Source organism: Akkermansiaceae bacterium, from assembly GCA_024233115.1.
GTDB lineage: Bacteria > Verrucomicrobiota > Verrucomicrobiia > Verrucomicrobiales > Akkermansiaceae > Oceaniferula.
Genome location: JACKQB010000005.1, coordinates 257,756 through 281,170 on the forward strand (window position 1 = coordinate 257,756; position 23,415 = coordinate 281,170).

General features: G+C 61.0%; 12 protein-coding genes. 7 read left to right on the forward strand and 5 right to left on the reverse strand.

Translation table 11 applies throughout. From position 1 onward, the window contains the following. Positions 1 to 29 precede the first annotated feature (29 nt). Positions 30 to 1,547, reverse strand: coding sequence for an SUMF1/EgtB/PvdO family nonheme iron enzyme (locus H7A51_14890; GenBank protein MCP5537505.1), 1,518 nt, complete (start codon positions 1,545 to 1,547; stop codon positions 30 to 32). A gap of 487 nt (positions 1,548 to 2,034) precedes the next feature. Between H7A51_14890 and H7A51_14895 the strand changes: the two genes are divergently transcribed. The 4 genes from H7A51_14895 (at position 2,035) to H7A51_14910 (ending at position 9,801) form a co-directional block, all read left to right on the forward strand. Further along, entirely contained in the window at positions 2,035 to 3,081 is a 1,047-nt protein-coding gene (locus H7A51_14895) for a LacI family DNA-binding transcriptional regulator (protein MCP5537506.1), read from the forward strand. Positions 3,082 to 3,421: 340 nt separating this feature from the next. Beyond that, entirely contained in the window at positions 3,422 to 5,299 is a 1,878-nt protein-coding gene (locus H7A51_14900; GenBank protein MCP5537507.1) for a hypothetical protein, read from the forward strand. Between the two features lie 4 nt (positions 5,300 to 5,303). Next, positions 5,304 to 7,271, forward strand: coding sequence for a hypothetical protein (locus H7A51_14905; GenBank protein MCP5537508.1), 1,968 nt, complete (start codon positions 5,304 to 5,306; stop codon positions 7,269 to 7,271). 91 nt (positions 7,272 to 7,362) lie between these two features. Further along, the gene (locus H7A51_14910) at positions 7,363 to 9,801 is read left to right on the forward strand and encodes a family 20 glycosylhydrolase (GenBank protein ID MCP5537509.1); all 2,439 of its coding nucleotides are present in this window, start codon (positions 7,363 to 7,365) and stop codon (positions 9,799 to 9,801) included. A 59-nt stretch (positions 9,802 to 9,860) separates the two neighbouring features. On the opposite strand, the gene H7A51_14915 is transcribed toward H7A51_14910, so the two are convergent. The 3 genes from H7A51_14915 to H7A51_14925 all read right to left on the reverse strand — a co-directional run bounded on the left by H7A51_14915 (position 9,861) and on the right by H7A51_14925 (position 14,066). Beyond that, positions 9,861 to 11,675: a sulfatase gene (locus H7A51_14915; protein ID MCP5537510.1), complete on the reverse strand. Its 1,815-nt coding sequence runs from the start codon at positions 11,673 to 11,675 to the stop codon at positions 9,861 to 9,863. Then, positions 11,675 to 13,279: a hypothetical protein gene (locus tag H7A51_14920; protein MCP5537511.1), complete on the reverse strand. Its 1,605-nt coding sequence runs from the start codon at positions 13,277 to 13,279 to the stop codon at positions 11,675 to 11,677. Before H7A51_14920 ends, H7A51_14915 begins: the two co-directional genes overlap by 1 nt. Before the next feature lie 133 nt (positions 13,280 to 13,412). Beyond that, entirely contained in the window at positions 13,413 to 14,066 is a 654-nt protein-coding gene (locus H7A51_14925; GenBank protein MCP5537512.1) for a PEP-CTERM sorting domain-containing protein, read from the reverse strand. A gap of 248 nt (positions 14,067 to 14,314) precedes the next feature. Between H7A51_14925 and H7A51_14930 the strand changes: the two genes are divergently transcribed. From H7A51_14930 to H7A51_14940, 3 genes are all read left to right on the forward strand, one after another. Then, a complete protein-coding gene (locus H7A51_14930; GenBank protein ID MCP5537513.1) occupies positions 14,315 to 17,752 on the forward strand; it encodes a hypothetical protein in 3,438 nt (1,145 codons plus the stop codon). Positions 17,753 to 17,790: 38 nt separating this feature from the next. Next, positions 17,791 to 18,537, forward strand: coding sequence for a hypothetical protein (locus H7A51_14935; protein MCP5537514.1), 747 nt, complete (start codon positions 17,791 to 17,793; stop codon positions 18,535 to 18,537). Between the two features lie 246 nt (positions 18,538 to 18,783). Further along, complete coding sequence (locus tag H7A51_14940) at positions 18,784 to 20,151, forward strand: alpha-L-fucosidase (protein MCP5537515.1); 1,368 nt, start codon at positions 18,784 to 18,786, stop codon at positions 20,149 to 20,151. Positions 20,152 to 20,291: 140 nt separating this feature from the next. On the opposite strand, the gene H7A51_14945 is transcribed toward H7A51_14940, so the two are convergent. Beyond that, complete coding sequence (locus tag H7A51_14945) at positions 20,292 to 23,258, reverse strand: hypothetical protein (GenBank protein MCP5537516.1); 2,967 nt, start codon at positions 23,256 to 23,258, stop codon at positions 20,292 to 20,294. Between the last annotated feature and the right edge of the window lie 157 nt (positions 23,259 to 23,415).

Genomic DNA, 23,415 nt, shown 5'->3' on the forward strand with positions numbered 1-23,415 from the left:
TTCCTTTCTAGGCTGTATTCGATCGTGCGTCAATCTTCCTGTGGAGAGTTACTCAAGGTCCGGAATCCAAGGTCGTTCCTGCGGAGGCTCCGGTCATCCACCCACTCACGGGCGCGGGCACCATACTTGGGCCGCAGGTAGGACGCACCACAAATGACATACCTGGGTGGCAGTGAGGGGTCCGCCGGATTGAGGCATTTCTTGCGCATCCACTCACTGACATTGCCCGCCATACCGCAGATCCCGTGGCTGGTTTGCTCGGTCTGGTCAACCGGGCTCCAGCCCGAAGCCTCCAACTTGCTCGGATCACTACCGGCTGAGCATGCGGCATACCACTCCTCGCGGGTGGGCAGTCGGCGCCCCTTCCACACGGCATAGGCGTAGGCATCCCACCAGTCGACCCCGACCACGGGATAGTTCAGGTCGACATGGAGCGTATTCCATGTTTCCCCCTCCTTGGCCGCAGCGAGGAGATTGGCCCAGTCGTCGGGCTCGTGGGACGTTTTATCCTTCGGTTGTTCCTCGTGCTGGTAGACGGTTTTCATATCGTCGGCCAACTGGTCAAGCACCTCGAGGAACTCGGCATACTCACCGATGGTGACTTCGTGCGCATCAATCCAGAAGTCCCGCATCTTGACCTGGAATCCGTCGGGACCCGGGTATTTTCCAGCCGGAATATGCACCATGTCCCGCATCTGGCGTTTGGCCGGCGGGGTTTTGCGGGTGGAGAAATAATAGACCAAACCACCAATGATCAACAGGATGGCAAGGATCGACAGAAATTGACCGATCGCGGCATGGGAAACGTCCGGCCGCATACGCATGGTCGGGCTTTGGATTTGGTCGCGCGCATTCGGTTCCGCGAGCTGGCGCTCCACCTTGTCGGCCAGATCGTGGATTTGCATCCAGGTGAGTGCCTGTTCACGCTCGCGGTCCGCCATATAATCACAGAGTGAACTGGTTCTCGTCGAGCCCGGCTGGCCCGGCTCGAGCAGGTCCTGCATCAGCCGACCAACCATTTCCTTGTCCTGGGTGCCGACGGATGGGTCGGGCGCCCCACTGATGGCCATGTTGGCGATGCGGCAGTGGTACTTGTCATCGATGTAGATGTCGTGGGGCGACAGCGGCAGCGAGGCGATGCCGTGTGCTTCCAGGTAATTGCAGGCTCCGGCAATATTGCGGATGATGCGTGCCGTCTGGATAGGGCTGATGCTCGTGCCCTCGTCGTGGCAGCTTGCCAGGTTTTTACCGTGGAGCTTTTCCATGGCAAAAAAGCACTGGTCCCCCTCGTTGACAGCCTCAAGCACGGAGGCGATCAAGGGGTGGTCGACCGAGGCCTTGGTCCGGACATCGCTGATAAAACCTTCCCTGGATGCGGGGTCTTTTTTGATCCCGTCGTCGAGGGCACAAAGGGAGACTTCACGCTGGACCGATATCTGGGTGGCGGTCCAGGTGGAGGTGTTGGTGCCCTTGGAAATCAACTCCCCCATGAGGTAGTCCCCGATGTGGGTTCCTGGGGTGAAGGTGTGCTCCGGTTCCGTTGGCATGGTCATAGTGGAATGATACGCGACTTGTGTAGCGTAATTTCACCATCAGGCAATGGCCAATCCTATTTTTGGCCCGTCATATTTTCCAGGCCGATTGACGGGTGGGAGGACGGGATCGCAAAGAAGAAGCCGGCCACCTGGATTTTCGGCAAAGTCCTGCCTGCGGTTTTTTGCCAGGGCGCTCAAGCCAGGGGCGAAATGGCAATAATGTTGTCTGATCAACCGCGAATGGACGGGCATGGACACGCATTTTTTATATTCCAAGCACCCCAAGTGGTGGAGATGGACCCGATGAAAATCAAATCAAGCCAGTTTCGATGAGACAAGATACTCATTCGGGTAAATGCGCGTCCATTCGCGGTTCGAAAATCCCGAGCTTGCTCGCACTGGGTTTTTAGCCGTCATTTTTTACTTGAGATTTAGACCATGCTTTTTAGAAAGAAACGTGTCACATATGTTGTGGCTCATATAACAGACTCCCAATCCATTGAAAATTACAAGAAAAACGATCGCGGAGAAAGCTGGGGTATCTGTTTCTACAGTAGGTATGATCCTGAGCGGCCAGGGTGAGCGTTACAGCAAGACGACCCAAGCGAAGGTGCTGAAGTGTGCCGATGACCTCGGCTACCGTGTCGACATCAACGCCCGGGCCATGAAGCTCAACCGGTCGCTGCTGATCGGGGTGTTGCTCAACGAGGTGAACTCCCATTTCTCGGCTTCCTTTTTGCAGGGCTTGCAATCGGTATTGAAAGACACGGATTACTCACCGCTGGTCTTTTTCTCAGGTCACCCGGATGATGAAAACCTCAGCCTCGAGCGTTGTCTGGACCGGCAGGTGGATGCCATGGTTGTCAACTGTACGGCGGTGCCCGGAAGAACCGCCCGTAGCAGGTTTGCGGAAAAATTGAAGCAGTCAAAGATTCCGGTGGTGGAGATCTTTGGTAACATCCTCCCGGATATTACCAATGTCGATCACGATAACAGGATTGGAGGTCGTGATGCCACTGAGTATCTGATCGCACAGGGACATCGCAACATCGGTCTTCTTACCCATAAGCATTACGACGACCAGTTGCTTCACCATGATGCGTGGCAGCATTTCCTCGGGTATGAGGATGCCATGCGTGCACATGGCTTGGACTCCATGGTCCTGGCCCAGGAGCTGAGTGAGTCGCTGGAGATGGACCCCGCGTTTTTGGAGGCTGGAAAAGGGGCACTCGACCTCGTGCTCGAGCATCCGAACCGACCCAGCGCCCTGGTTTGTTACAACGATTTGTTGGCCTACGGGGTGATCCACGCTTGCAGGAAAAAGAAGATGGTGGTGCCGGAGGAGATCTCGATCATCGGACAGGGAGACCTCGCCCTGTCGGGTATCATCAATCCCGCACTGACATCGGTGTCACCCCACTACTACGAGATAGGGCTTACCGCCGGTAGGACGCTTCTGGCGAAGCTGGACGGCGAGGACGTTGCCAGCCAGACCGTCAAACCCATCCTTGCCCATCGGGAGTCGACCTGTCCGCCGTCGGCATGATATGAGGGTCCGCATGCTTGCGGCGGGCTGGCTTCATGGCCACCTCATCCCGGCAATCGCCCGTTGAGCAGACTAATAGTCTCGACACTATAACCCGGGGCATCTACACAGCCACTACTGACACGGATAACCACCACCGTCTGCGCCCATGCAATACCCGGAAGAAAAATTGTCTGCATCCCAGCATGGCTGGTATGCGCTGCGCCGCACCCTGCCGCCGCATGCGTTTGAGGCCGGTCTGTCTGAGTTGGTGGAGCTGGCCGGACCGATGGGGCTCGACGAGGTGATTGTCATCGTGGACCCCGAGGAGTTCAACCACGGGCACACGCCCCTGGCGTGGGTGGATGACTATTTACCGAGGCTGTGCCGGGCGCGGGATGCACTGCGGCAAGCGGGTGTCGTTTATTCGCTGAACCCCTGGACCACCCTCGGGCACGCGGACCGCGGACGGCCGATGATTGACGGCGCGCGGTGTATGGTTGGCCACGACGGCAGGGTTGCGCGCAGCACCGCATGCCCACTCTGCCCCGAATGGCGGGCCTACATGCGGAGCTACTGGCGCAAGCTGGCGGGTACGGAGCCCGCGGTGATCTGGGTGGAGGATGACATCCGCAGCTTTAATCACGCGCCTGTGCAGTTCGGCTGTTTCTGTGACGCGCACCTGGAGCGGTTCTCGGAGTTCGCCGGGGAAAAGGTCGACCGTCAATCGCTGGTGGATGCCTTGGAAAGACCCGGCCCACCCCACCCGTGGCGGGCGCTGTGGATGCGGCTGCAGGGCGATGTCATGGTGGATACCGCCGCTTTGTTAGGAGATTGTGTGCGCGAGGTGTCGCCGGGGACCCGTCTGGGCCTGATGTCCAGCGGACCGAGGAACCACGCCGTGGAAGGACGCGACTGGTCGCGTTTCTGCGAGGCGCTCGGCGGTGGGCAGCCCGTTTACAGTCGTCCTACCATGGGCTGTTACGACGAGGGCTGGGCGAGTCCGCGCGGACTATATTTCTCACAGGACTCGGTGAAGCTGACCCGGCATGTCTGCCCGCCCGCGACCATTGATCTAACCGAGGTGGAAAACGTCCACTTCTCGGCCTATGCGAACAGCAGGCTTTTCAGCGAGCTTAAAATAATGACGAGCATCGCGTATGGGGCCGCCGGTGTGACCATGAACACCTTTGACCACATGGGCACTCCCATGCGTGAGGACGAGGCCGCCGTCCAGGCGCTCTCCGGCAGCAAGGCCCGGATGCTGTCGCTGGGACGGGAAACCACGAAAGCGGGTGCGTATCGCGGGGTGCGGCTTCATTTTCCGACCGATCTCGCCTGCCACAAACAGCTGCGGCAGGGCGAGTCCCTGGCCAGTCTGCAGAGCCACGGCCAGGAGGCCGTTGAGATGTTTGAAACGCACGGGCTTGCGACGACGTACGACGAATCACCGGTGTCGGCACTCACGGGACAGATTCCGCGGGCGCTTTCCGATGATACGATACTGCGTCTGTTAGGCGGCGGGCTTTTCCTCGATGGCGAGGCGGCGTCGATACTCGTCGAGCGTGGATTTGGTGCGGAGATCGGGGTGGCCGGCTTGTCGGCGGACGTGGGTATCAACGATCCGCTGCTGGCGCCGCTCGCGGCCGAAGAGCATATGCATCCCGGGTTTGATGGCGCGGAAAACAATTACCTCACCTGTTTGCTGCCGAGCTTCAGTCATGACGCGCGGTTCTACCCGGCGGAGCTGTTGGACGGGGCGGAGGTGGTTAGTCGGCTTGTCGATAACGAGCGCAGGGTGCGGCAGGCGTGTATGATTGCTTTTGAAAATGAGCGCGGCGGGCGTGTTGTCACCCACCTGTGGAAGCTGTCGTCGGCGTGGGGCGCGGGTTTCAAACATGCCAAGCGCGCCACCCAACTGCAAGCGGCCGTCCGCTGGATATCCGGGGACCGGCCGCCATTGATCACCACCGGTGGCGCCTACCCGCTGGCGATGTACCGGGACCTCGGCACCGCATCCATCCTCGGCATGGCGAACCTCGGCTTCGATGCCTGGCCGCAGGTGACCTGGGAATTTTACGCACCACAGCCTCCCGCATCCGTGAGCTGCCTTGCCGTGGACGGGCGTTGGCTGCCGGCAACGGACCTGACGATCGATCACCGGCAGGGCCGGTGCCTGCTGCGCCTGAACCGGCCCGTGGCTTTTGGCGAGAGCGTCTTTTTGAAACTACATTTCTAACATTATGAACTTCACAACAATCGACTGGCTCATCGTAGCCGCATTCCTTCTCTTTTTGGTGGTCACCGTGGTGCGCACCAACAAACACACCCAGAGTGTCTCCGACTTCCTGGCCGGTGGCCGGTCGGGCGGCCGATACATGATGAGCGCGGGCAGCGGCATGGTGTGGATCGGGGCGATCAACATCATCGCGATGTTCGAGCTCTACCACGGCGCCGGATTTGTGGCGATGTGGATGGTGATGCTGACCACGCCCTTTTACCTGGCGCTCAATATCTCGGGGTTTGGAGTGTGCCGCTTCCGTGAAACCCGCGCTCTAACAGTCGCGCAGTTTGTCGAGTCGCGCTACAGCAAGGGTTTGCGCATCACCTCCGGGGTGATTGCGTGGATTGCCGGGCTGATCAACTTCGGGATTTTCCCCGCGGTGGGAGCGAAGTTTTTCATCAGCTTCTGTGGTTTCCCCAACCATTTTCAATGCCTGGGGCTGAGCCTGGAAACTTTTCCGGTGGCAATGATTACCTTGCTTGCTGCCTCGCTTTTCTTTGTATTCTTTGGCGGCCATATTGCGGTATTGGTGACCGACTGCCTGCAGGGGATGTTCACCCAGGTTGCCTCCCTCATTATCCTGGTGGTGGTGGCGTACCTCTGGTTCGACTGGACGGCGATCAGCAAGATCCTGCTGGAGCTGCCGGAGGAAGGCAAGTCGCTGGTCAGCCCGTTCAAGGCCGGTGCGGTGGAGGATTTCAACGTCTGGTACTTTGTCATCGGGATCGTCGGCGCGTATTACGGGGTCATGTCCAACCTGCAGAACCAGGCGTACGTCGCCTCGGCAAAAAGCGGTCATGAGTTCCGCATGGGGAGCGTGCTCAACCAGTGGCGCTGGCTCGGGCAGTGTCTGTTTTACATGGTGCTGGTGCTTTGTGCGATGAACGTGATGCACAACCCGGCCCATGCCGAGCAGGCCGGCATCATCCAGGAAAAGCTGAGCCACCTTTCCGAGGCGGATCGCGGCCAGCGGGTCATCACCGTGGCTCTGACCCAGATCATGCCGATCGGTATCGCGGGGCTGTTTTGCACCATCATGCTGGCGGCACTGATCTCGACCTACGACAGCTTCATGCACACCTGGGGCGCCGTTTTCCTGCAGGACGTGGTGATGCCGTTCCGGAAAAAGCGGTTCACACCCAGGTCGCACATGTGGGCGCTGCGCGGCTCGATCATCCTGGTGTGTGTGTTCGCCTTTTTGTGGAGCTACTACGTCGGCAGCATGGAGAAGATCCTGATGTATTTCGCGCTGGTGAACAGTATCTGGCTCGGTGGCGCGGGTGCCATCATCATTGGCGGACTCTACTGGAAAAGGGGCACCAGCAAAGCCGCCTGGGCCGCCCTCATCACCGGCGTGGTGATCGGTGCCTTCAGTTACGTTGTCACCGAGATGTGGACGGATGTCGCACCGCTCCTTGGCTCGTCACTGGAAGATTTCCCGCTGAACCCGCAGGTTCTGTTCTTCGTCAACATTGTGAGCTGCACCATCCTCTATGTTTGTATCTCCCTGATAGAAAACAAGGAGCACAACATGGACAAAATGCTCCACCGTGGAAAATACGGGATTGAAGGCGACCAGGTCGCCCACCACGGTGACGCCTCCACCCTCCAGAAATGCTTCGGTATCACCTCGGAGTTCACCTTTCGTGACCGACTCATCGCCTACGCGATCGTGGGGTGGTTTGTGGCGTGGTTGTTGGTTTTTGTCGTCGGTACCCTCTACGGTTTTGTAGCCGACCCCTCGGACCAGCAATGGCTCGCGTTCTGGTATGTCTACCTCTGGTGCCTTGGCGGGCTGGCGGTGGTTACCACCGTCTGGTTTACCCTCGGGGGCGTCAGGGACCTGAAGGATTTCTATCATGCCATCCGCCATATTGAACGCGACCACACCGACGACGGATTTGTTGACCATGAGGAAAAAGAATGATCTCTAACAAGTGGCTGCGTGATCGTTTGCACCCGGGCTTGAATAAGTCCGGAAGCGGCTGATAATGCATCCACACCAACCATTGAAACCTATGAAATTAATCACCTGCCTAGCTGTTGTCATGTCCGTGAGTTCGTTTATCCATGCCGCGGGTCCGGTCCCGGGAGTGGTGCCCACTGTGCAATCCTGGTCGCCGGAAGAGGGCACGATTGACGTCGGGTGGCCGTTGATGGAGCTGGCCCCCGCCGGTGCGGCGCAGTTGCAGGAAACAGCCAAAGTCATCGCGGAGGATTTGGCCGCGGTCTGCGCGGGCCGGGAAAAGTCGAAGGTGAAGGTCGTGCTGGAGATCAAGGCCGTGGAGGGCAGTTCGCCGGAAGCCTACTCGCTGCACATTGGTGAGCGGATCGTGATTCGCGGTGCCTCTCCCGCCGGGGTTTACTACGGCTCCAGAACCCTCTTGCAGATGCTCGGCAAGTCCCCGGTTTTGCCGAAGGGGCGGGTTGTCGACCACCCGGTTTACAAGGGGCGCATGCTGATGCTCGACGTCGGGCGCAAACCCTACCCGCTGCCGGTGCTCAAGGACTTCATCCGGATGATGGGGTGGTATAAGATGAACGAGCTCCACCTGCACCTCAGCGACGAGGCCTTCGGCGGGAAATACGCGGCGTTCCGGGTGGAAAGCAAGGTTTTCCCCGGTCTGGCATCGAAGGACCTGCACTACACGAAGCAGGACCTGCGCGAGCTTCAGGACTTTGCCCGGGCGCGCGGCATCACCATCACGCCGGAGATCGACATGCCGGGACACGCCCGCTGTTTCACCAACTACTGGCCGGACATCACCCTCAAGGGCTACCCCAACTACATCGATGTCACCAACCCTAGGACGATCGCGTTGATGAAACAACTGCTCGATGAAATGATCCCCCTGTTTGACGCCCCGGATTTCCACATCGGCACCGATGAATACCGCGTCGGCGGACCGCGCAAGGAGGAGCTGCACGAGGCCTTCCGCGTTTTCATCAACACGATGAACACACACATCCGCTCGCGGGGGAAAAACTGCCGGATCTGGTCCGGCTTCGAGCACATGGGCGGCACCACCCGGATCGATCCCACGGTCATCATCGACATGTGGGAGACCGATGACGCGAAGGGCCAGATTGCCAAGGGTCACTCGATCATCAACTCCAACCACGGCAGAACCTACATCGTGCCCGGGTGTCACTACTACGGCATCAACCGCGCCGCGATTTATGGAAACTGGGAGCCGTGGATGGTCAGCGGCGACATGGCGAAAAACCCCGCCAAGGACGATCCCAAGCTGCTCGGCGGCAAGCTGCATGTGTGGTTCGACCAGGGGCCGACCGGATACACCCTCACCGAAACGGCGGAGACAACCCTGACAGGTGTGCATTCCTTTGCCGAGAAACTGTGGGGTCACAAGGGAGAGGCGAGCTATCAGGAGTTTGTGGCACGGGCCACCGGCACCCTGCCGATTCCCAACGTGAGCGTCTTCGACCGCTTGCCGGCCAAAGACGGCGTGGTGCTCGACCACCCGGGTGAAATCACCCTCAAGGACGAGTCGGCATCGGTGCCGCTGCCGCGGGCGGACGCGGCGCGGGCGGATCTGGAATACCCGTGGACCCTGACGATGGAGGTGAAACGCACGGCGGACACGAAGGGCCGGGGCGTGCTTCTCTCATCATCCATGGCCGAGATCTGCGTCAACTACAGCCGTGACGAGGTGAGGAAGCGCAAGGGTGCCGACGGTAAGGAAATCAAGGAAAAAATCACCAAGCGAGGCATCGGCACGCTGCGTGCGGCGGGTTATCTCGAGCAGGGCGCGGCTCCGGTGAAGTCGTTCAAAGTGGGCGATGTCAGCCAGTCGTCCGATGTCCTGCTGCCGCTCAACCAATGGGCCACGCTGACGGTGGTGGGAATGCCCGGGCGCAACTCGATCTGGCTGGACGGCGTGAAGATCGCCGAGTCGAACAACCAGATGGTCTGTCCTCTGCGCCGCATCGGCACCCGGGACGGCGAGTCGTTTGTCGGGAAAATCCGTAAGCTCCGGGTGGTCAACCGCACGCTCAGCGCCAAGGAGATCGGACGCGCCGCCGGGCTGGATATCCCGGACAACCTGGCCGCCGCCTGCATGGTGACCGCCTCGGCATCCGACGCCGCGCACGGACTTCACCCGGCGAATGTCACGGATGAGGACCCGCGCAGCCGCTGGTCGTCCGGCCCGACCCGCGACAAGCAATGGCTCGCCCTGGACCTCGGCAAGGACGTGGCGTTCAACTCGGTGGACGTGACCTGGGAAACCGCCGTGCCGAAAATCTATCAGCTCGAGGTCTCCACCGATGCGAAGACCTGGAAAAAGGTGTACGTGGGAGAAGCCAAGCCGGGTAAGATCCGTGCAAGTTTGAGCGCGCAAAAAGCCCGCTACCTCCGCGTACACATGAGCCAACCCAAAACGCAGTGGGGTTACTCGATCCATGAGATCGAAGTCACGCTCCGGCGCAAAAAGTGAGTCTTTTCCGACGGGAAAACGAACGACAAACACCCCATAGGCCATTCGAATGAGTGCAGTCACCTGGGGGAGATCTCGAACCGGAAGAAACGCCTTTCCGCCGTGTCTTCCGGCACCCGGAAACGGAGCCGCCGCAGTGCACCATCCACTTCCGTCGCATCAAGGAAGAGGAGTGGATCGAAGGCCCAGTTGATCAGGTCGGTCGAGGTGAGGGGGGTGGTCAGCAGGTCGTCGGCTGCGAGGGCGGTGAAGGTGAACACGGGTTCGCGGTCTGAGAGTCCGAGGTGGCTCAGGTCCTCGAAGTCGATCCCCTGGCTGGGTTTCGAGCCAGGGTCGAGGGCATCCGAGCCGGCGGCGTACTCCATGCGGTTCGGGCAGCCGTCGTGGTCGGCGTCTCCCCCGGGATCGGCCAGCAGCGGCTTCCCGGCGGACCAGCTGTCATAGGTCGTCGTCGGCCGTGTCCCGGCCACCGACAGCGCGGCGTTCAGTTCGCCGACCACCCCCGGGTTCGATGCCGCCACATCCTCCAGTTCATAGCGGACGGTCGAAAGGTCGTAGAGGTCGCTGGTGCCGCCGGTTTCGACCAGGCGCCAGTCGGGGGTGCGGACCGAGCGGGTGCTGCCGATTCTCGAGTAGGCATGGTTTTTTCCCGGCGCGAATGGATTGAACACCAACGGCGCAAAGGAGCGTCCCTCGGGGCCGGCGGGGAGGTCGAGGCCGCACAGCTCGGCGATGGTCGGATAGAGGTCGATGGTTTCCACAAGTCCGTCCGCGGCGACCCCGGCGAAGGTTTGCGGCGCGAACCCGGCGGGGGCGCGGACGATCAGCGGCGAGTGGACCCCCCGTTCCAGCACGATGTGCTTGCCGAGCAGGCTGTAGTCGTCGAGACACCACCCGTGGTCGCCCCACAGGATCACCAGGGTGTTGTCGCGCAGGCCGAGGGCGTCGAGTTCCGCGAGTACTTTGCCGATCTGGGCATCAACGTAGGAGACGCAGGCGAAGTAGGCACGGCGCAGCGCGGCGCGGTCGCCGGTCGAGGTGTAGGCATTGGGCTCCCCGGACTGGGCGACGGTGGCGGCCGTGGCACCCACGGGTTTGGCCGCCGGAAAGGGCGCGGGCAGCCCGGCCGGATCGTAGAGGTCGTAGTAGGCCTTGGGCGCGTTGAAGGGTAGGTGGGGTTTGAAAAATCCGACCGCGAGGCAGAAGCGGTCGCCATCGTCGGCGAACTCGCGCAGCTTGGCGATCGCGGCCTGCGCGGTCTGCCCGTCCGGGTAGGCGTCATCGGGCAGCGACTGCCCCTGGGCATCGACCCCTACTTCATACGCCGGACTGCTTCCGGAAACCCGGCCGTTTCCATCGGCATAGGCAAACAGGGGATAGCGTTGGGCACCCCACTTGTCGTGGCCGTAGAGGATCTCGTCCCAGGAGAAACGCATTTCGGCGTGGGTCGCGGAGCTTCTGCCGATGTCATAGGTGGACGGGTAGTTCCAGCGGTAGCCGTCCGGCTCGTGGGCCACCTTGCCGATCGAGACGGTCCGCCAACCGTTGCGGCGCAGCAGCTCCACCCAGCTCTCCGGGTTGCTAGTCGGGCTGCTCGGCATCTGGTTGAAGGCATCGTTGCCGTCGGTGGAAGCGGTCGGCCGCAGACCCGACATCAGCGCGTAGCGGGAGGCGCCGCAGGTCGGCACGGCGACGTAGTGATTGCGGAACAGCCGGCCCTGCGAGGCGAGGCTGTCGATGTTAGGCGTGTGCATGTGCGCCTCACCGTAGCAGCCCAGCTCGGGCCGCAGGTCATCGACGGCGATGAACAGGACGTTAGGCGCGGCCCGGAGTCCGGCGGCGGCGAGAAGAAGGAAAAATAGGAGGCGGGACATCACGGGTTGAGTTGGAGCATTTCAAAGCCGTTGAGAAAGAGATAGCGGTCTGCGCCGTTGGATTCCGTGGCATGGAGTTCGATCGTCAACGGGCCGGTGCCATCGTGGCTGAAGGCGAAGGCGGCCTGCGGGATCTGACTGTCATTGATGAAGGTGGTGTTGAGGCCGGCGGAGCCGAGCGCAGTCGGCTGGACGGAGGCACGGACGGATCCACCGTGGCGCAGCTCGAAGGTGTTAGGCTCTGTCGTTGTGGCCCCCTGCGCGAAGCCGAGAGTGGCACCGGTGAGGGGTTCGAGGTGGGAGGAGCGGAACAGATAGCTCCCCGCCGGCAGGCCGGTGAAGGTCAGGTCGATCCGGCCCGTGCGGGTGCCGATGAAGTCGGCCACCAGGAAGGAAAGCGAGGTGTCTCCGCCGGGGATCGCCCGGGACGCATCGCCATTGCCGCCGCGAAACTCAAAGGGCTGGGCATCCGGCCGGGACACCTCGACCTGCACCGCGCCGATGGTTTTGGTGAAGACCGATGGGTTGGCGGAGGCATCGTTTGCCGAGCCCGCGATGACCCGGTGAAAAGTCTGGCTGGGTGAGCCCAGCTCGTCGTTGCGGTTGAAATCGATCCCGAACAGGTGGGTGACGGCCTGCGCCTGGTTTGGATTCATCACAAGACCATCGAGGCCGGGCATCACCTCCTCGCCATCCGCGATGCCGTCGCCATCGGTGTCGGCCTTGGTCGGGTCGGTGCCCTCGTTTCCAAACGCAGCATTCGCCGAGCCGGTAATCTCCACAGCGTCGTTCAGACCGTCGCCGTCGGTATCCTGAAGCATGGCGCGGGTCTGGCCGTAGCCGTGTGTATTTCCAGCGGCATCCTGGCCGAGAAACTCCCGCACGTTGCTGATCCCGTCGTTGTCGTCGTCGAGGGCCGGATCCAGTCCGGTCGCCGACGGCGGATTCGTGTTGGCCAGCTCGTAGGTGTCGGAAATGCCGTCCTCATCGGCGTCGGCAACGAGAGCTGTCACAGCAAACAGGAAATCACCTCCACCGGGAGTGCCTTCCTCCGCGCCACCCGCGTAGGCGGTGGCATTGCTTTGGTAGAGGACGGCGAGCGGCCAACTGTCGGCACCGCCGGAGTTGGAGGCGGTCAGGTCGATCCAGAAGCGGCTGGCGCCTGCGGGCAGGGTCAGGCCGTGGGCGGAGAGATCGAACTCCATCCAATACACGGGCGACGTCCTCGCGTCGCTTGCCGCGCCGCTGAAGTTGGCACTGTCTAACAATACGCCCGATTCATCGATCTCGAAACTGCCGTCGTTGCCCGCATCGACCCGGATGCGGAAGCTGGCGTCACCGGCCTCGAAGTCGTTGTAGGCGATCCAGATCGAGCCGAGGCTTGCCGGTGAATCCAGGGTGAAACTCTGGCCGACGCGTTCGCCGATATCCCAGCCGAAGCGGCTGTCGGGCACTGCCGTGTAGCCGGTGCCGCCCGTGCCGAGGCCGGGTGCCAGCGCCCCGTGATCGCGGACCACCACCTGGCCGTCGACGGCGCTGGCTGACAGCAGTCCCCATGCCACCATGCACCAGGCGGGAACGCGCGATGTTTTCATATCGTCCATGGCTTGCAAGGATTACGGTTACTCTCCCTGGATATTCCCGGAAAATGATTGCTGGAAAAAGAAAAAGCCCCGACGCGAGCTTGCCGGACAAGACCGGGTTCCGCGTCGGGGCGTGTTTTAACCCGCATGAAAATCAGCAACGGCGGCGACGCCATGCCAGCGCACCGGTGCCAAGGGCGAGCAGTAGGGATGACGAAGGCTCAGGCACCTCTGTGACCGCGAAGAGGAAGTCTCCACCGTTGGGAAGCCCCTGCTCCGAGCCGCCTGCATAGACATCCGTGTTGTTGTACATGGAGCCAAGAGGCCAGGAGTCAGAACCACCCGAGGTTGCCGCTGTCGCGACGATGGAGAACTTGCTGACTCCGGACGGTAGCACCAGGTTGTGTGAGGACAGGTCAAACTGCATCCAGTAGTAAGGACTGGCACCTCCGTCGTCGGAACTGCCGCTGAAGTTGCTGTTGTCGAGCACCACTCCGGTTTCGGTGATCTCATTGCTGCCGTTGTTCCCTGCGTCCACAGTAAGAGTGAGGGTGACGGTGCCTGCATCGAAGTCGTTGTAGGAAATCCAGATCGACCCGAGGGTGATCGGGGAGGCGAGCGTGAAGGTCTGGCCCACCGTTTCGTTCACGCCATCTCCCCAACCGAAGCGGGCGTTGGGAGCGCCGATGTAGCCGGTGTCGTTGACACCGAGCGTTGGGGCGGTGAGGCCGTTGTCGGTGACCGTGACCGCCGCTTGTGACGAAGCGGTGGCCAGGGCGGTTAGAAGTAACAGGGATTTGTATTTCATGGTAGTTTTTGGTTGTTATGTAGTTTGGTAGGGTTGAGTGCTGCGCAGGGAGAAATGCCCGCACACACCAACAATGACTTCGGTAAAATGCACGGAGTAAGCCTGGACGGCCATTTAAAAGTATTGTCTATTTGTCCCAATCCACAAGGTTGCGGGAGCGGCTTTTTGGGACAAATATGAAATTTTTATAGATGGATAAACACAAAGTGTAGTCTATTTGTGAATACATGAATCTTCAAACACCACCTATGTGCGCCGGTAAAGAGCGGGGGCGGCGTGGATTTGCCTTGGTGGCCACGATCAGCGTCATGGTCCTGCTTGTCATGATCGCGCTGGCGATGCTCAGTCTTTCCGCCATCGAGTTGCGGAGCCGCGGCAGCCAGGAGGCGGAGATGACCGCCAGGGCCAATGCACGCCTGGCGTTGATGCTGGCGATCGGCCAGTTGCAGAGCGAGCTGGGGCCCGACAGGCGGATCAGTGCCCGCGCCGACATCCTGGCACAGGATGCGTCGACTTTGAAAAACGCCCACTTCACCGGCGTGTGGGACTCCCGCCAGGACCTAACCGATACTGGCAACTTGACACTCCCCGCCGATTACGACAAGGACCAGTCGTTCCGCGCATGGCTGGTCTCGGGTGCCTGGGAGTTGGGGAAAAATGACGCGGCAACAGTCGACCTCACCAGCTCGGGGGTCAGGCTGCTGGGCGAGGGAACCTGCCCCGACCCCTCCGACTGGGTCTATGCGCCGGATGTCAAAACGGAGGGTGGCGCCATGGCCTGGTGGACCTCCGGTAACGCGGTGAAATGCCGGGTGAACGCAGGCCACCGCGAGGACGTGACGAAGCCGGGTGCCCTGCTGACCCGGGCCCATGCCATGGACGGAGCCACACAGGGCCAGAACCAGGTGGACGACACCCTGCCGACCTCGCGAGAGGAATGGGATAAAAGCATCACCCTGCCGACACTCGGGTTGACATCTACCGGGAGTGGATCGGGTACCGCTGCGGACGACAAGTTCCACGATATCGCCACCACCGGCGAATCGCTGCTGGTGGACGCCTCGCGTGGCGGACTGCGCAAGTGCCTCAACCTGGCGATGGAGTCCTCCGCCACACCACCGGAATACACGCTGGAAAACTACATCCCCTGGGAGTACCTGCGCCACTACTGCCGCCTCTACCGCTTGAGCGACGGCACGGGCGCCCCCATCGTCAGGCTCGACAGCAGCGGACGTCCGATGGTGAAGTCCGGCTCAGACCACGAGAATGTCCACGCCGACGCCAACCCGGCGGCCACCGACAAGCGCCTGCGGCTCAGCCCCGTGGTGGTCAAGTGCATGATGCTCATCAGCTACTCAACCCAGAAATACAGCGGTAGTTCGGCGGCGCTCGACAAGTATGGCCTGCACTTCTCGCTCTATCCCGTGGTGGTCCTCTGGAATCCCTACAACGTGGCCCTGGAGATCGACTCGTTGACAGTGGCCACCGAGAAGCTGCCGCTGAACTTTGACGTCAGGATCAACGGAGCGAGCGTGTATAACTTCGACTGGCGGGCAAAATCCACGACCTCGTGGTGGTCCACGTCCCAGTCCAGGGGTAACGTCAGTGAGAACCTCAAGGAGCACGCCACCATCCCGGCCGGGGGGAACATGGTGCTTTACTATAATTCGGGTGGAAAAGCCTCCCAGACCGGCGAGCACTACCTCGGCCAGTTCGCTTACAAAAACTTCGACTACGGCCCTAACCTCCCGGGCGCCACCTACCGCAACCTGCGCGCCAACGGCAGGAGCCTTTATCAGAACGGGGTGCAGAGTCAGGAAATCATCGGCCAGAAGAGCGACAAAGTCCAGGTGGTCATCGACTGCGACACCTACGGCGACTCAAGCAGCAACTACAAACGCCAGTATGCCTGGGACATCCACGCCCAGAGTTATTATCTCAGCACCAGCCAAAACTGGGGGATCTGGAACAATGAATTCAATTCCAAGCAGTTCTCGGCCTTTGTGATCGAAAAAACGAGCCCCAACGTCAAGCTGGTGAGTGCCGCCGAGGCTCCCAGCTACACCTTTGGCGCCCTCGAGGACAACCCGACCGCCTTCGCCCTGTTTGAATACCATGTGAAATCAGCGGACGGCGAGCAGTTTCCCCAGAAGCACTGGGTGCAGAGTCTGCCCGCACACCAGTTCAACTCGATCACGCGCTCCGACTGGAGTGGTGGCGATCTGGTGACGCCCTGGTATGCGCAGTCGGTCGCGTTCGACGTACGCACGATCAACTCGGTGAACGAGGCGTGGCAGTTGCTGAATGTTTCCCCGGTAGACCAGAACTCCGCCTTCATCGGTCCCAGCTACACCGCTGCGGAAGGCCAGGAGCGCGTCACCTCGCAGTCGATCCCGCTGGCTCCGCTCCACTCGCTCGGCCAGCTCCAGCACCTCCCGGTTTACGATAACAGCTCCTTCGACGAGAGACCGCTGGAGGTCGGCCAGAACCACGCCATCGGCAACTCCTTTGCCAACCCGGGTGTGCCGGCCCAGGCCGTGACCCACGCCGGCTGGGATCACTGGTGGAAAATGTTCGGCTACAGCGCCGGCCAGGGCTTCGGCAGCCTGAGCAAACGCAGCCACGAGGTCAGGGACTACTCCTACCTCGCCAACGCCCACTTGTTCGACGGCTGGTACTTTTCCTCGATCGCCCACCAGGACTCCGCACTCAGTAAAAGCGAGGGCAGCGACCTCAGTCTGCGCCAGGTGGCCGAGGACTTCCTGGTCAATGGCAAAAGCCTGCCCAACCCCCGTTACGCGTTGGCTTCCGGCGTGTCCGGCCAGGACGTCATGACCTCCCTGTTCCCCGGCAACCAACCGGCGTCCGATGCCTACCGGAAACTGGCGGCGGATCTCGTGGTCCAAGGTGGCTTCAACGTCAACTCGACCTCGGTGCAGGCGTGGGAACTGCTGCTCTCCGGCCTCTATCAGCGACCGACCGTGGTCGCGGACCCCAACGGCAACGGCAGGGCCACCACCACATCCGCGACGACCGGTCGCTATGTCGTCAGCCGCTTTCCCATGGCCAACGCGGGTGCCTACGACGGCGGCGGCAATGAGCCGGAAGCCTGGTCGGGCTACCGCGAACTCAGCGACGATGACATCCATAAGCTGGCGCAATCCATTGTCAAACAAGTGCGTCGCTACGGCCCGTTCCGCTCGCTCTCCGAGTTTGTCAACCGACGGCTGGAATACGGCTCCGAACTCTCCCTGCGGGGACCACTGGCCGAAGCCCTGGAATCTGATGACACCTCGATCAACAAAGATCTGCAGGACTGGGGGGAAATCACCAAAAACACCATCAAAGACTGCCAATACCCCTATATGGACGCCGCGCTCGGCCCCCTGCTGCAAGGGGCGCCCGGCTATGTGACCCAGGCGGACCTACTGCAGGGGCTGGCACCGGTGATGACGGTTAGGTCCGACAGCTTCACCGTCAGGGCCTACGGGGAAGCACGGGACAACGCGGGCAAAGTGCTTGCCAGAGCCTGGTGCGAGGCTACCGTCCAGCGTGCGACCGACTACCTCGATCCGGCGGACGCCGCGTGGACGGAGCTCGGGAACCTGCAGAGCCAGGTCAACAAGAACTTCGGCCGCCGCTTGCATATCACCGGATTCCGCTGGCTCTCCAAGGACAGTGTGTAGTGACCGTCGGCCAACCCCTCGCAGCCAACCCATTTTCCATGAAGACCACCGTCATTTTCTGCTTTGTATGTTGTTTCCTGTTAGGGGTGGTTCCGCAGGCCCCTGCGCAGGAGTCCGGTGACGCTCCCAAGGTGGAGCTGCGCCTGCTCTGCTACCAGCGCAGCTACAAGGAAACCCGGGTGGCGGCCTACTCCCCGGAGGGCAAGGTGCTCAACGGGGGCAAGAGTCTCGCCCTGCCGGTCCACCAGCTCAGCGACCCGGTGCTGCTTCCCGGTCGGTCGTTTGTCTTTTTGCGGGCACCCGGCGAAGGCACCCCGGAGTGGGGTGATGGCGTTGCCGCCGATGCGTCCCGTATCACTCTGCCGCCCACAGGAAAAAGCTACATCCTGCTGTTTGTGCCACTCGCCAAGAAGGAGGGGCCCGCCTACCGGGTGATCCCCATCCGGGCACCCGCGGAGAAATTCAAGGGCGGCTCCTACCTGATGGTCAACGCCACCAGCACACCCATCGCCGGTATGTTGGGGAGACACAAACTCGTGCTGAAAGCAAACGGGATTTCCACCGTCCCTCCTCTCAGGGAGGACGCAGGCTCATCCCGGATGGCCGTTTTCCATCAGTGGAATGTAGCGGAAAATGCGTGGGGTCAGCGACCGTTCACCTCCTTCCCCGTGATGCCCAACACACGCAAACGCGAGCTCTGGCTCTTTTTCAAAAACCCACGTAGTGGCAGAATGACGTTCCGGGCGATCCAGGACCCCTTGCCCAAACCTAGTGACGACAACTGATCCCGCGTAGTTCCACGAGGGTTTCGCGCCAGGGGGTGGAAATCCTTCGGCGAGGCCGAATCCGATATCCGGATGCACGCGCGGGCCCGCAATGGTAAAAGTCGTCTGGAATGGCAGGCCCCGTCACTGGGGGAGCCGACCCCGGGATTGAAACGCATCCACCTCAGTACCACCAAATGCACCGGCGGTTGACTTCATCGCGCAGCTTCCCTAATCTGCCGACATCATACCAACACAACCATCATCATGAAACCTGTCCTGCTTCTCTTCGCCGCACTCGCCACCCTCGTTTCACCACTCCAGGCCGTGCCGGAGTCCGCCGCCGAGCGCGATGCGCGCATGCAGTGGTGGCGGCAGGCCCGTTTCGGTATGTTTGTCCACTGGGGGCTCTACTCGGGGCTGGCGGGCAGTTGGAACGGGAAAATGGTTTCCAACACCGGCGGCATGGAGTGGATCCAGCAGAGGGTCGGTGCCGACACCTATCAGTATGCCACCCAGGCCATCCCGAAGTTCCAGCCGAAACCCGGCTTCGCCACCGCATGGGCAAAACTGGCGAAACAAGCCGGCTGCCAGTACGTCGTCTTCACAACCAAACACCACGACGGCTTCGCCCTGCATGATTCAAAACTCACCAACTACGACGCCGGCGACGTGCTCAACCGCGACCTCGTCCGCGAAATCACCGAGGCCCTGCGCGCCGAGGGGCTGAAAGTCGGATTCTATCATTCGGTCATCGACTGGCATCATCCGCAATATGACTTCAAGGCGGCGAAGGGACTTCCCTACCCGAAACGGGCCAAGGCGCTCGCCGTGACACCGAGAAACCACGCGCGTTACATCGATTTCCTCCACGGCCAGGCGAATGAACTGGTGTCCAACTATGGCACGGTGGATGTGCTCTGGTGGGACTACAGCTCGGTGGATTTCCAGGGCGACCGGGCATGGCGGGCGAAGGACCTGATCAAGATGGTGCGTGCGAAGCAGCCGGGCATCATCATGAACAACCGCCTGTTCCGCATTCCGGAGGCCGGGTTTGCCGGCATGGGCACGGGTAACGTCACCAACCGCATGGACCCCCAGTACGGCGACTTCGTCACCCCGGAAAACCACATCCCGGCGACGGGTCTGCCGGGGGTCGACTGGGAAACCTGCATGACCATGAACACCGGATGGGGGTACAACCAGCACGACCACAAATGGAAGGACAGCCGCCAGATCATCCGCAACCTCATTGACATCTCCAGCAAGGGCGGCAACTACCTGCTCAACATCGGCCCCAAAGGCAACGGGGAGGTCCCGCAGGAAAGCATCGACTGCATGACCGGCGTCGGCAAATGGATGGCGGTCAATGCGGAGGCCATCCGCGGCACGACGGCCTCCCCCGTCGAGAAACCCGGCTTCGACGGACGCATCACCACCAAGGGAAACTCCCACTACCTGCACGTTTTTTCCCGCCCCGACTCAGGCAGCATCACCGTGCCGGTCAGCGCAAGTTCCGCAACCCTGTTAGCCGGCGGCTCGAAACTCGAAATCATGGCGGGACCCAAGGAAACCACCATCAAGCTCCCCGCCAAACTACCCGACCCCGTGGCCACGGTGATCCGCCTGGATTGAGACTAACAACGTATGAGGCGTCACCCTCTCCCGTAGCGAAGGGTTTGCACCCTTCGTCGGTTAGCGCGTTGATGACCTTGAATCTAACGAAGGGTGCAAACCCTTCGCTACGGGGAGCGGATTCCTGTGTCTGCAAGTTATCACGCTTTGGGCTGGAGCGTGAAGGGCACGGTGCGGCCTTCCTTGGTTTTGACCTTGATCAAGGTGCTGTCCTTGTCGGATTTCACCACGCTGACTCCTTCGCCGCTGGCGATTTTCCAGGACCCGGCGACGCTGACGTAGATGACGCTCTCCGGTTGGGCGTCGCGCCATTTCAGGTCGGGGTCGCAGAGGCTGAGCTTGATGCTGCCGTCGTCCTGGCGGGCGTGCATGACCAGCACCGGCTGCGAGACTTCCTTGATCAGCTCGAGATCGAAACTTCCTTCCTCGAAGAGGACAGCGCCGGTGATCTTGCTCGCCTTGTCGTAAACAACGTGGGCGCGTGAGTCGTGTTGCAGCACGGTGTAGGGCGACTGCTTGCTCTGGGCGTCGATTTCCTCCGCGCTGCCCTGCACCAGGACGCTGTATTCGTATTGCGCATTTTTCGGCGACTTGCCATGGTCGAGCCAGGCGGTGGCGAAGTGGTTTTGAGTCGGCAGCCCCTTGTCCTGGGTGAGCGAGTGCTGCAAGCGACGACTGACCACCAGCTTGCCTTGGCGCACGAAGTAGCTGTTGCCGATGGTATCGCCCAGCACCTGACAGCTGTCGGGTTTCGCCTCGCGGGTGACGGTCAGCGGCAGCTCGCTGAGGGCATGCGTAGGCGAGTCGATCCAGTTCGGCCGGCTCACTTTGTTGAGCGCGTTTTGGAACAAGGTGGTGGTGGTGTGGTAGTTCTGTTTGATGTTAGAAATGTTGCTGCCCAGGCAGACGATGCGGTTGTCGAAACAGAACACCGATTTGCGTGCGTAGAGGTCGTGAAACGGATCGTTGAGCACCATGCCGAAGATCCCTTGTTCGCCGAGCTTGACGCCGCCGGCGAAGGTTTCCTGCGAGCGTTTGTTTTTGTGCATCTCGATGCTTTGCAGCAGGATTTCCAAGGGCACCTCCAGGCTGGTGGTGCCCGGCAGTTTGGTCCAGTCCCAGCCGTCCTGGACACAGCCGCTGGCGGCCTTGCCGGCACCGGTGAAAATATCCACCGCGCCGTGGCTGGCAAAACCGCCGTAGCGGTTGGCGACGTCCCAGGTCTCGCCACACCAGACGTATTTGCTGTAACCCTTGACCGCCACCATCCAGTCGTCGCGACGGTGAATCGAGTTGGCGGCATTGTTCATCACCCAGTGGCCGTGCGGGTCGGACTCCGGTTGGATGCCCGCTTTTTCCAAAGCTGAGATCAGTTTTTGATCGCCGTCCTTGCCGTAGAGGCGCAGGTAGGCGGCGGCGGCTTCCGGATCGAACTGCCGCCCCTTGTCGCCGGTCTTTGTTAGATAATAGTAGGCTTCCTTCACATCCTTGTGGTGCAGGGAAAAATCGGAGAACGGGTGGCGACCCTGCAAGTTGTTAGGCAGGTCATATTTGTTGGCGTAAACGCGCATCATCATCGTGGCTTGCTTGAGGTTGGCCTTGGCCGCCGGGCTGAATGCGAAGGTGGTGTTGTGGAAAATGTAGAGCAACTCCGCGGCGTGACCGATGGCACCCATCGCGTAGTCCGGGTAGTGGCCGTAGTGGTGGAAGGCGGTGCCGTCGTATTTGAACCCGTCGCGGTCGTCGTTGGTGCGCATTTCCAACATCACCGAGGTGTAGTGGGCGTAGGCCTTGACCCAGGCGACGCGTTCGTTGCTGTCCTTGGTGAGCAGCAGCGACACCAGTTGCTCGCGGGCGAGGGTGTGGAAATGATCCATGTTGGCATCGTTCGGCGGCAGCATCAGCACTTCGCGCGCGTTGGTGATGAACTGGGTGAGCTGGGTGAAATGCTCGCGGACGCCGAGGGTATCGAGCTCGTCCCTGAGCAGATAGAGCGCGCTCATGAAGGTCTTGATGTTGTATCCAACGTTGTGGATCGACCCCCTGGAGTGACCGCTGACCCAGCCCTGGGCCTGGAGTTGTTTGAAGGTGGCGGCGACCATGGTTTTGGCCTCGGCGACTTCGGCCGGGTTTTTATTTTCCCGGATAATCAACGCCAGGTCGTTGAGCATGTTGCCGATGAAGGCGAAGCGCACCGTGTTCGGGGCGATGTATTGTTTTTGCACCTCGGCGGAAAACGGGGCGAACTCGCGACCGAAGCAGATTTCCTTGCCCTGCTCGCCCTGCGCGATGCCGCATGCGTCGTAGAATTTTTTCACCTGGGCAAACTTGGCGTGTTTTTGGTGCAGCAGCGCGGTTTCGAGTCGGCTCTCGATTTTCTCAAGCTCCTGGATCGCCGCCGCCGTGGCAGGCTCGACCGGAACACTGAGTTTGATCGCATCCAGATGGCTGCGGTGCACGCCGGCTCCGCGGTGTTCGTCTTCACCGTCCATGACGTAGGGCACGTGATCGCTGGGCATCACCAGCGCCTCGTAGGTGTTGCCGTTGGGAACGAGCGTGCCGAGGTAGAGCGTGCCTTTGCCTTGTTGCGGCGCGCGCAGGCGGAAACTCTTGATCTGCGTGCCAAGCTGGTCGCCGGTCATGTCCGTGTATCGCACCCAGGTCGCGCGGTGGCCCCGGTGCTTGAGCGAGACGTCGAAATGCGCCTGCCGCCCTTCGGTATCGGTCAGCTCGACACGCAACACGCCGTCACTCGGCGATGCGTTGTCGGTATAAAGCAGAAAGATCGGCGAGTAGAGAATGCCGACCTGGGAGGCGGAGCGGGTGATGGCAAACTCCCGGGTGTAGTCGAGCGTTTCCTCCGCGGTCCAGTCCCACTTGACCGTGGCTTGTTTGAAAAACTGCCGCTCCACGGACAGCGAGACATTGCTCCGCTTCAGCCACGACTGCACCACGTCATCCTTGGCGTAATCGACAAATACCTGCGGCGCGGGTGTCAGGCTTTCGCCACCGTGGGCACTGAGCGCGGCAAGGCCGAGGCTGGAATGAAGCAACAAGGTCCGCGAGAAACGATGGATGCGTGTGGGGAGGGAGGACTGGATTTTCATAGAGCTAAATGGATGGCGTGGGAGAGTTTTTTTCGGCGGTCGAAACCACTGAATTCGGGTTTCAGGGCCAAGGTTATATGGGTAGGGTCTTCCATCGCAAGCTACGGCATGCCACCCCGTTTTATGACAGCGAAAGAACAAATTTGCATGTTTTGAC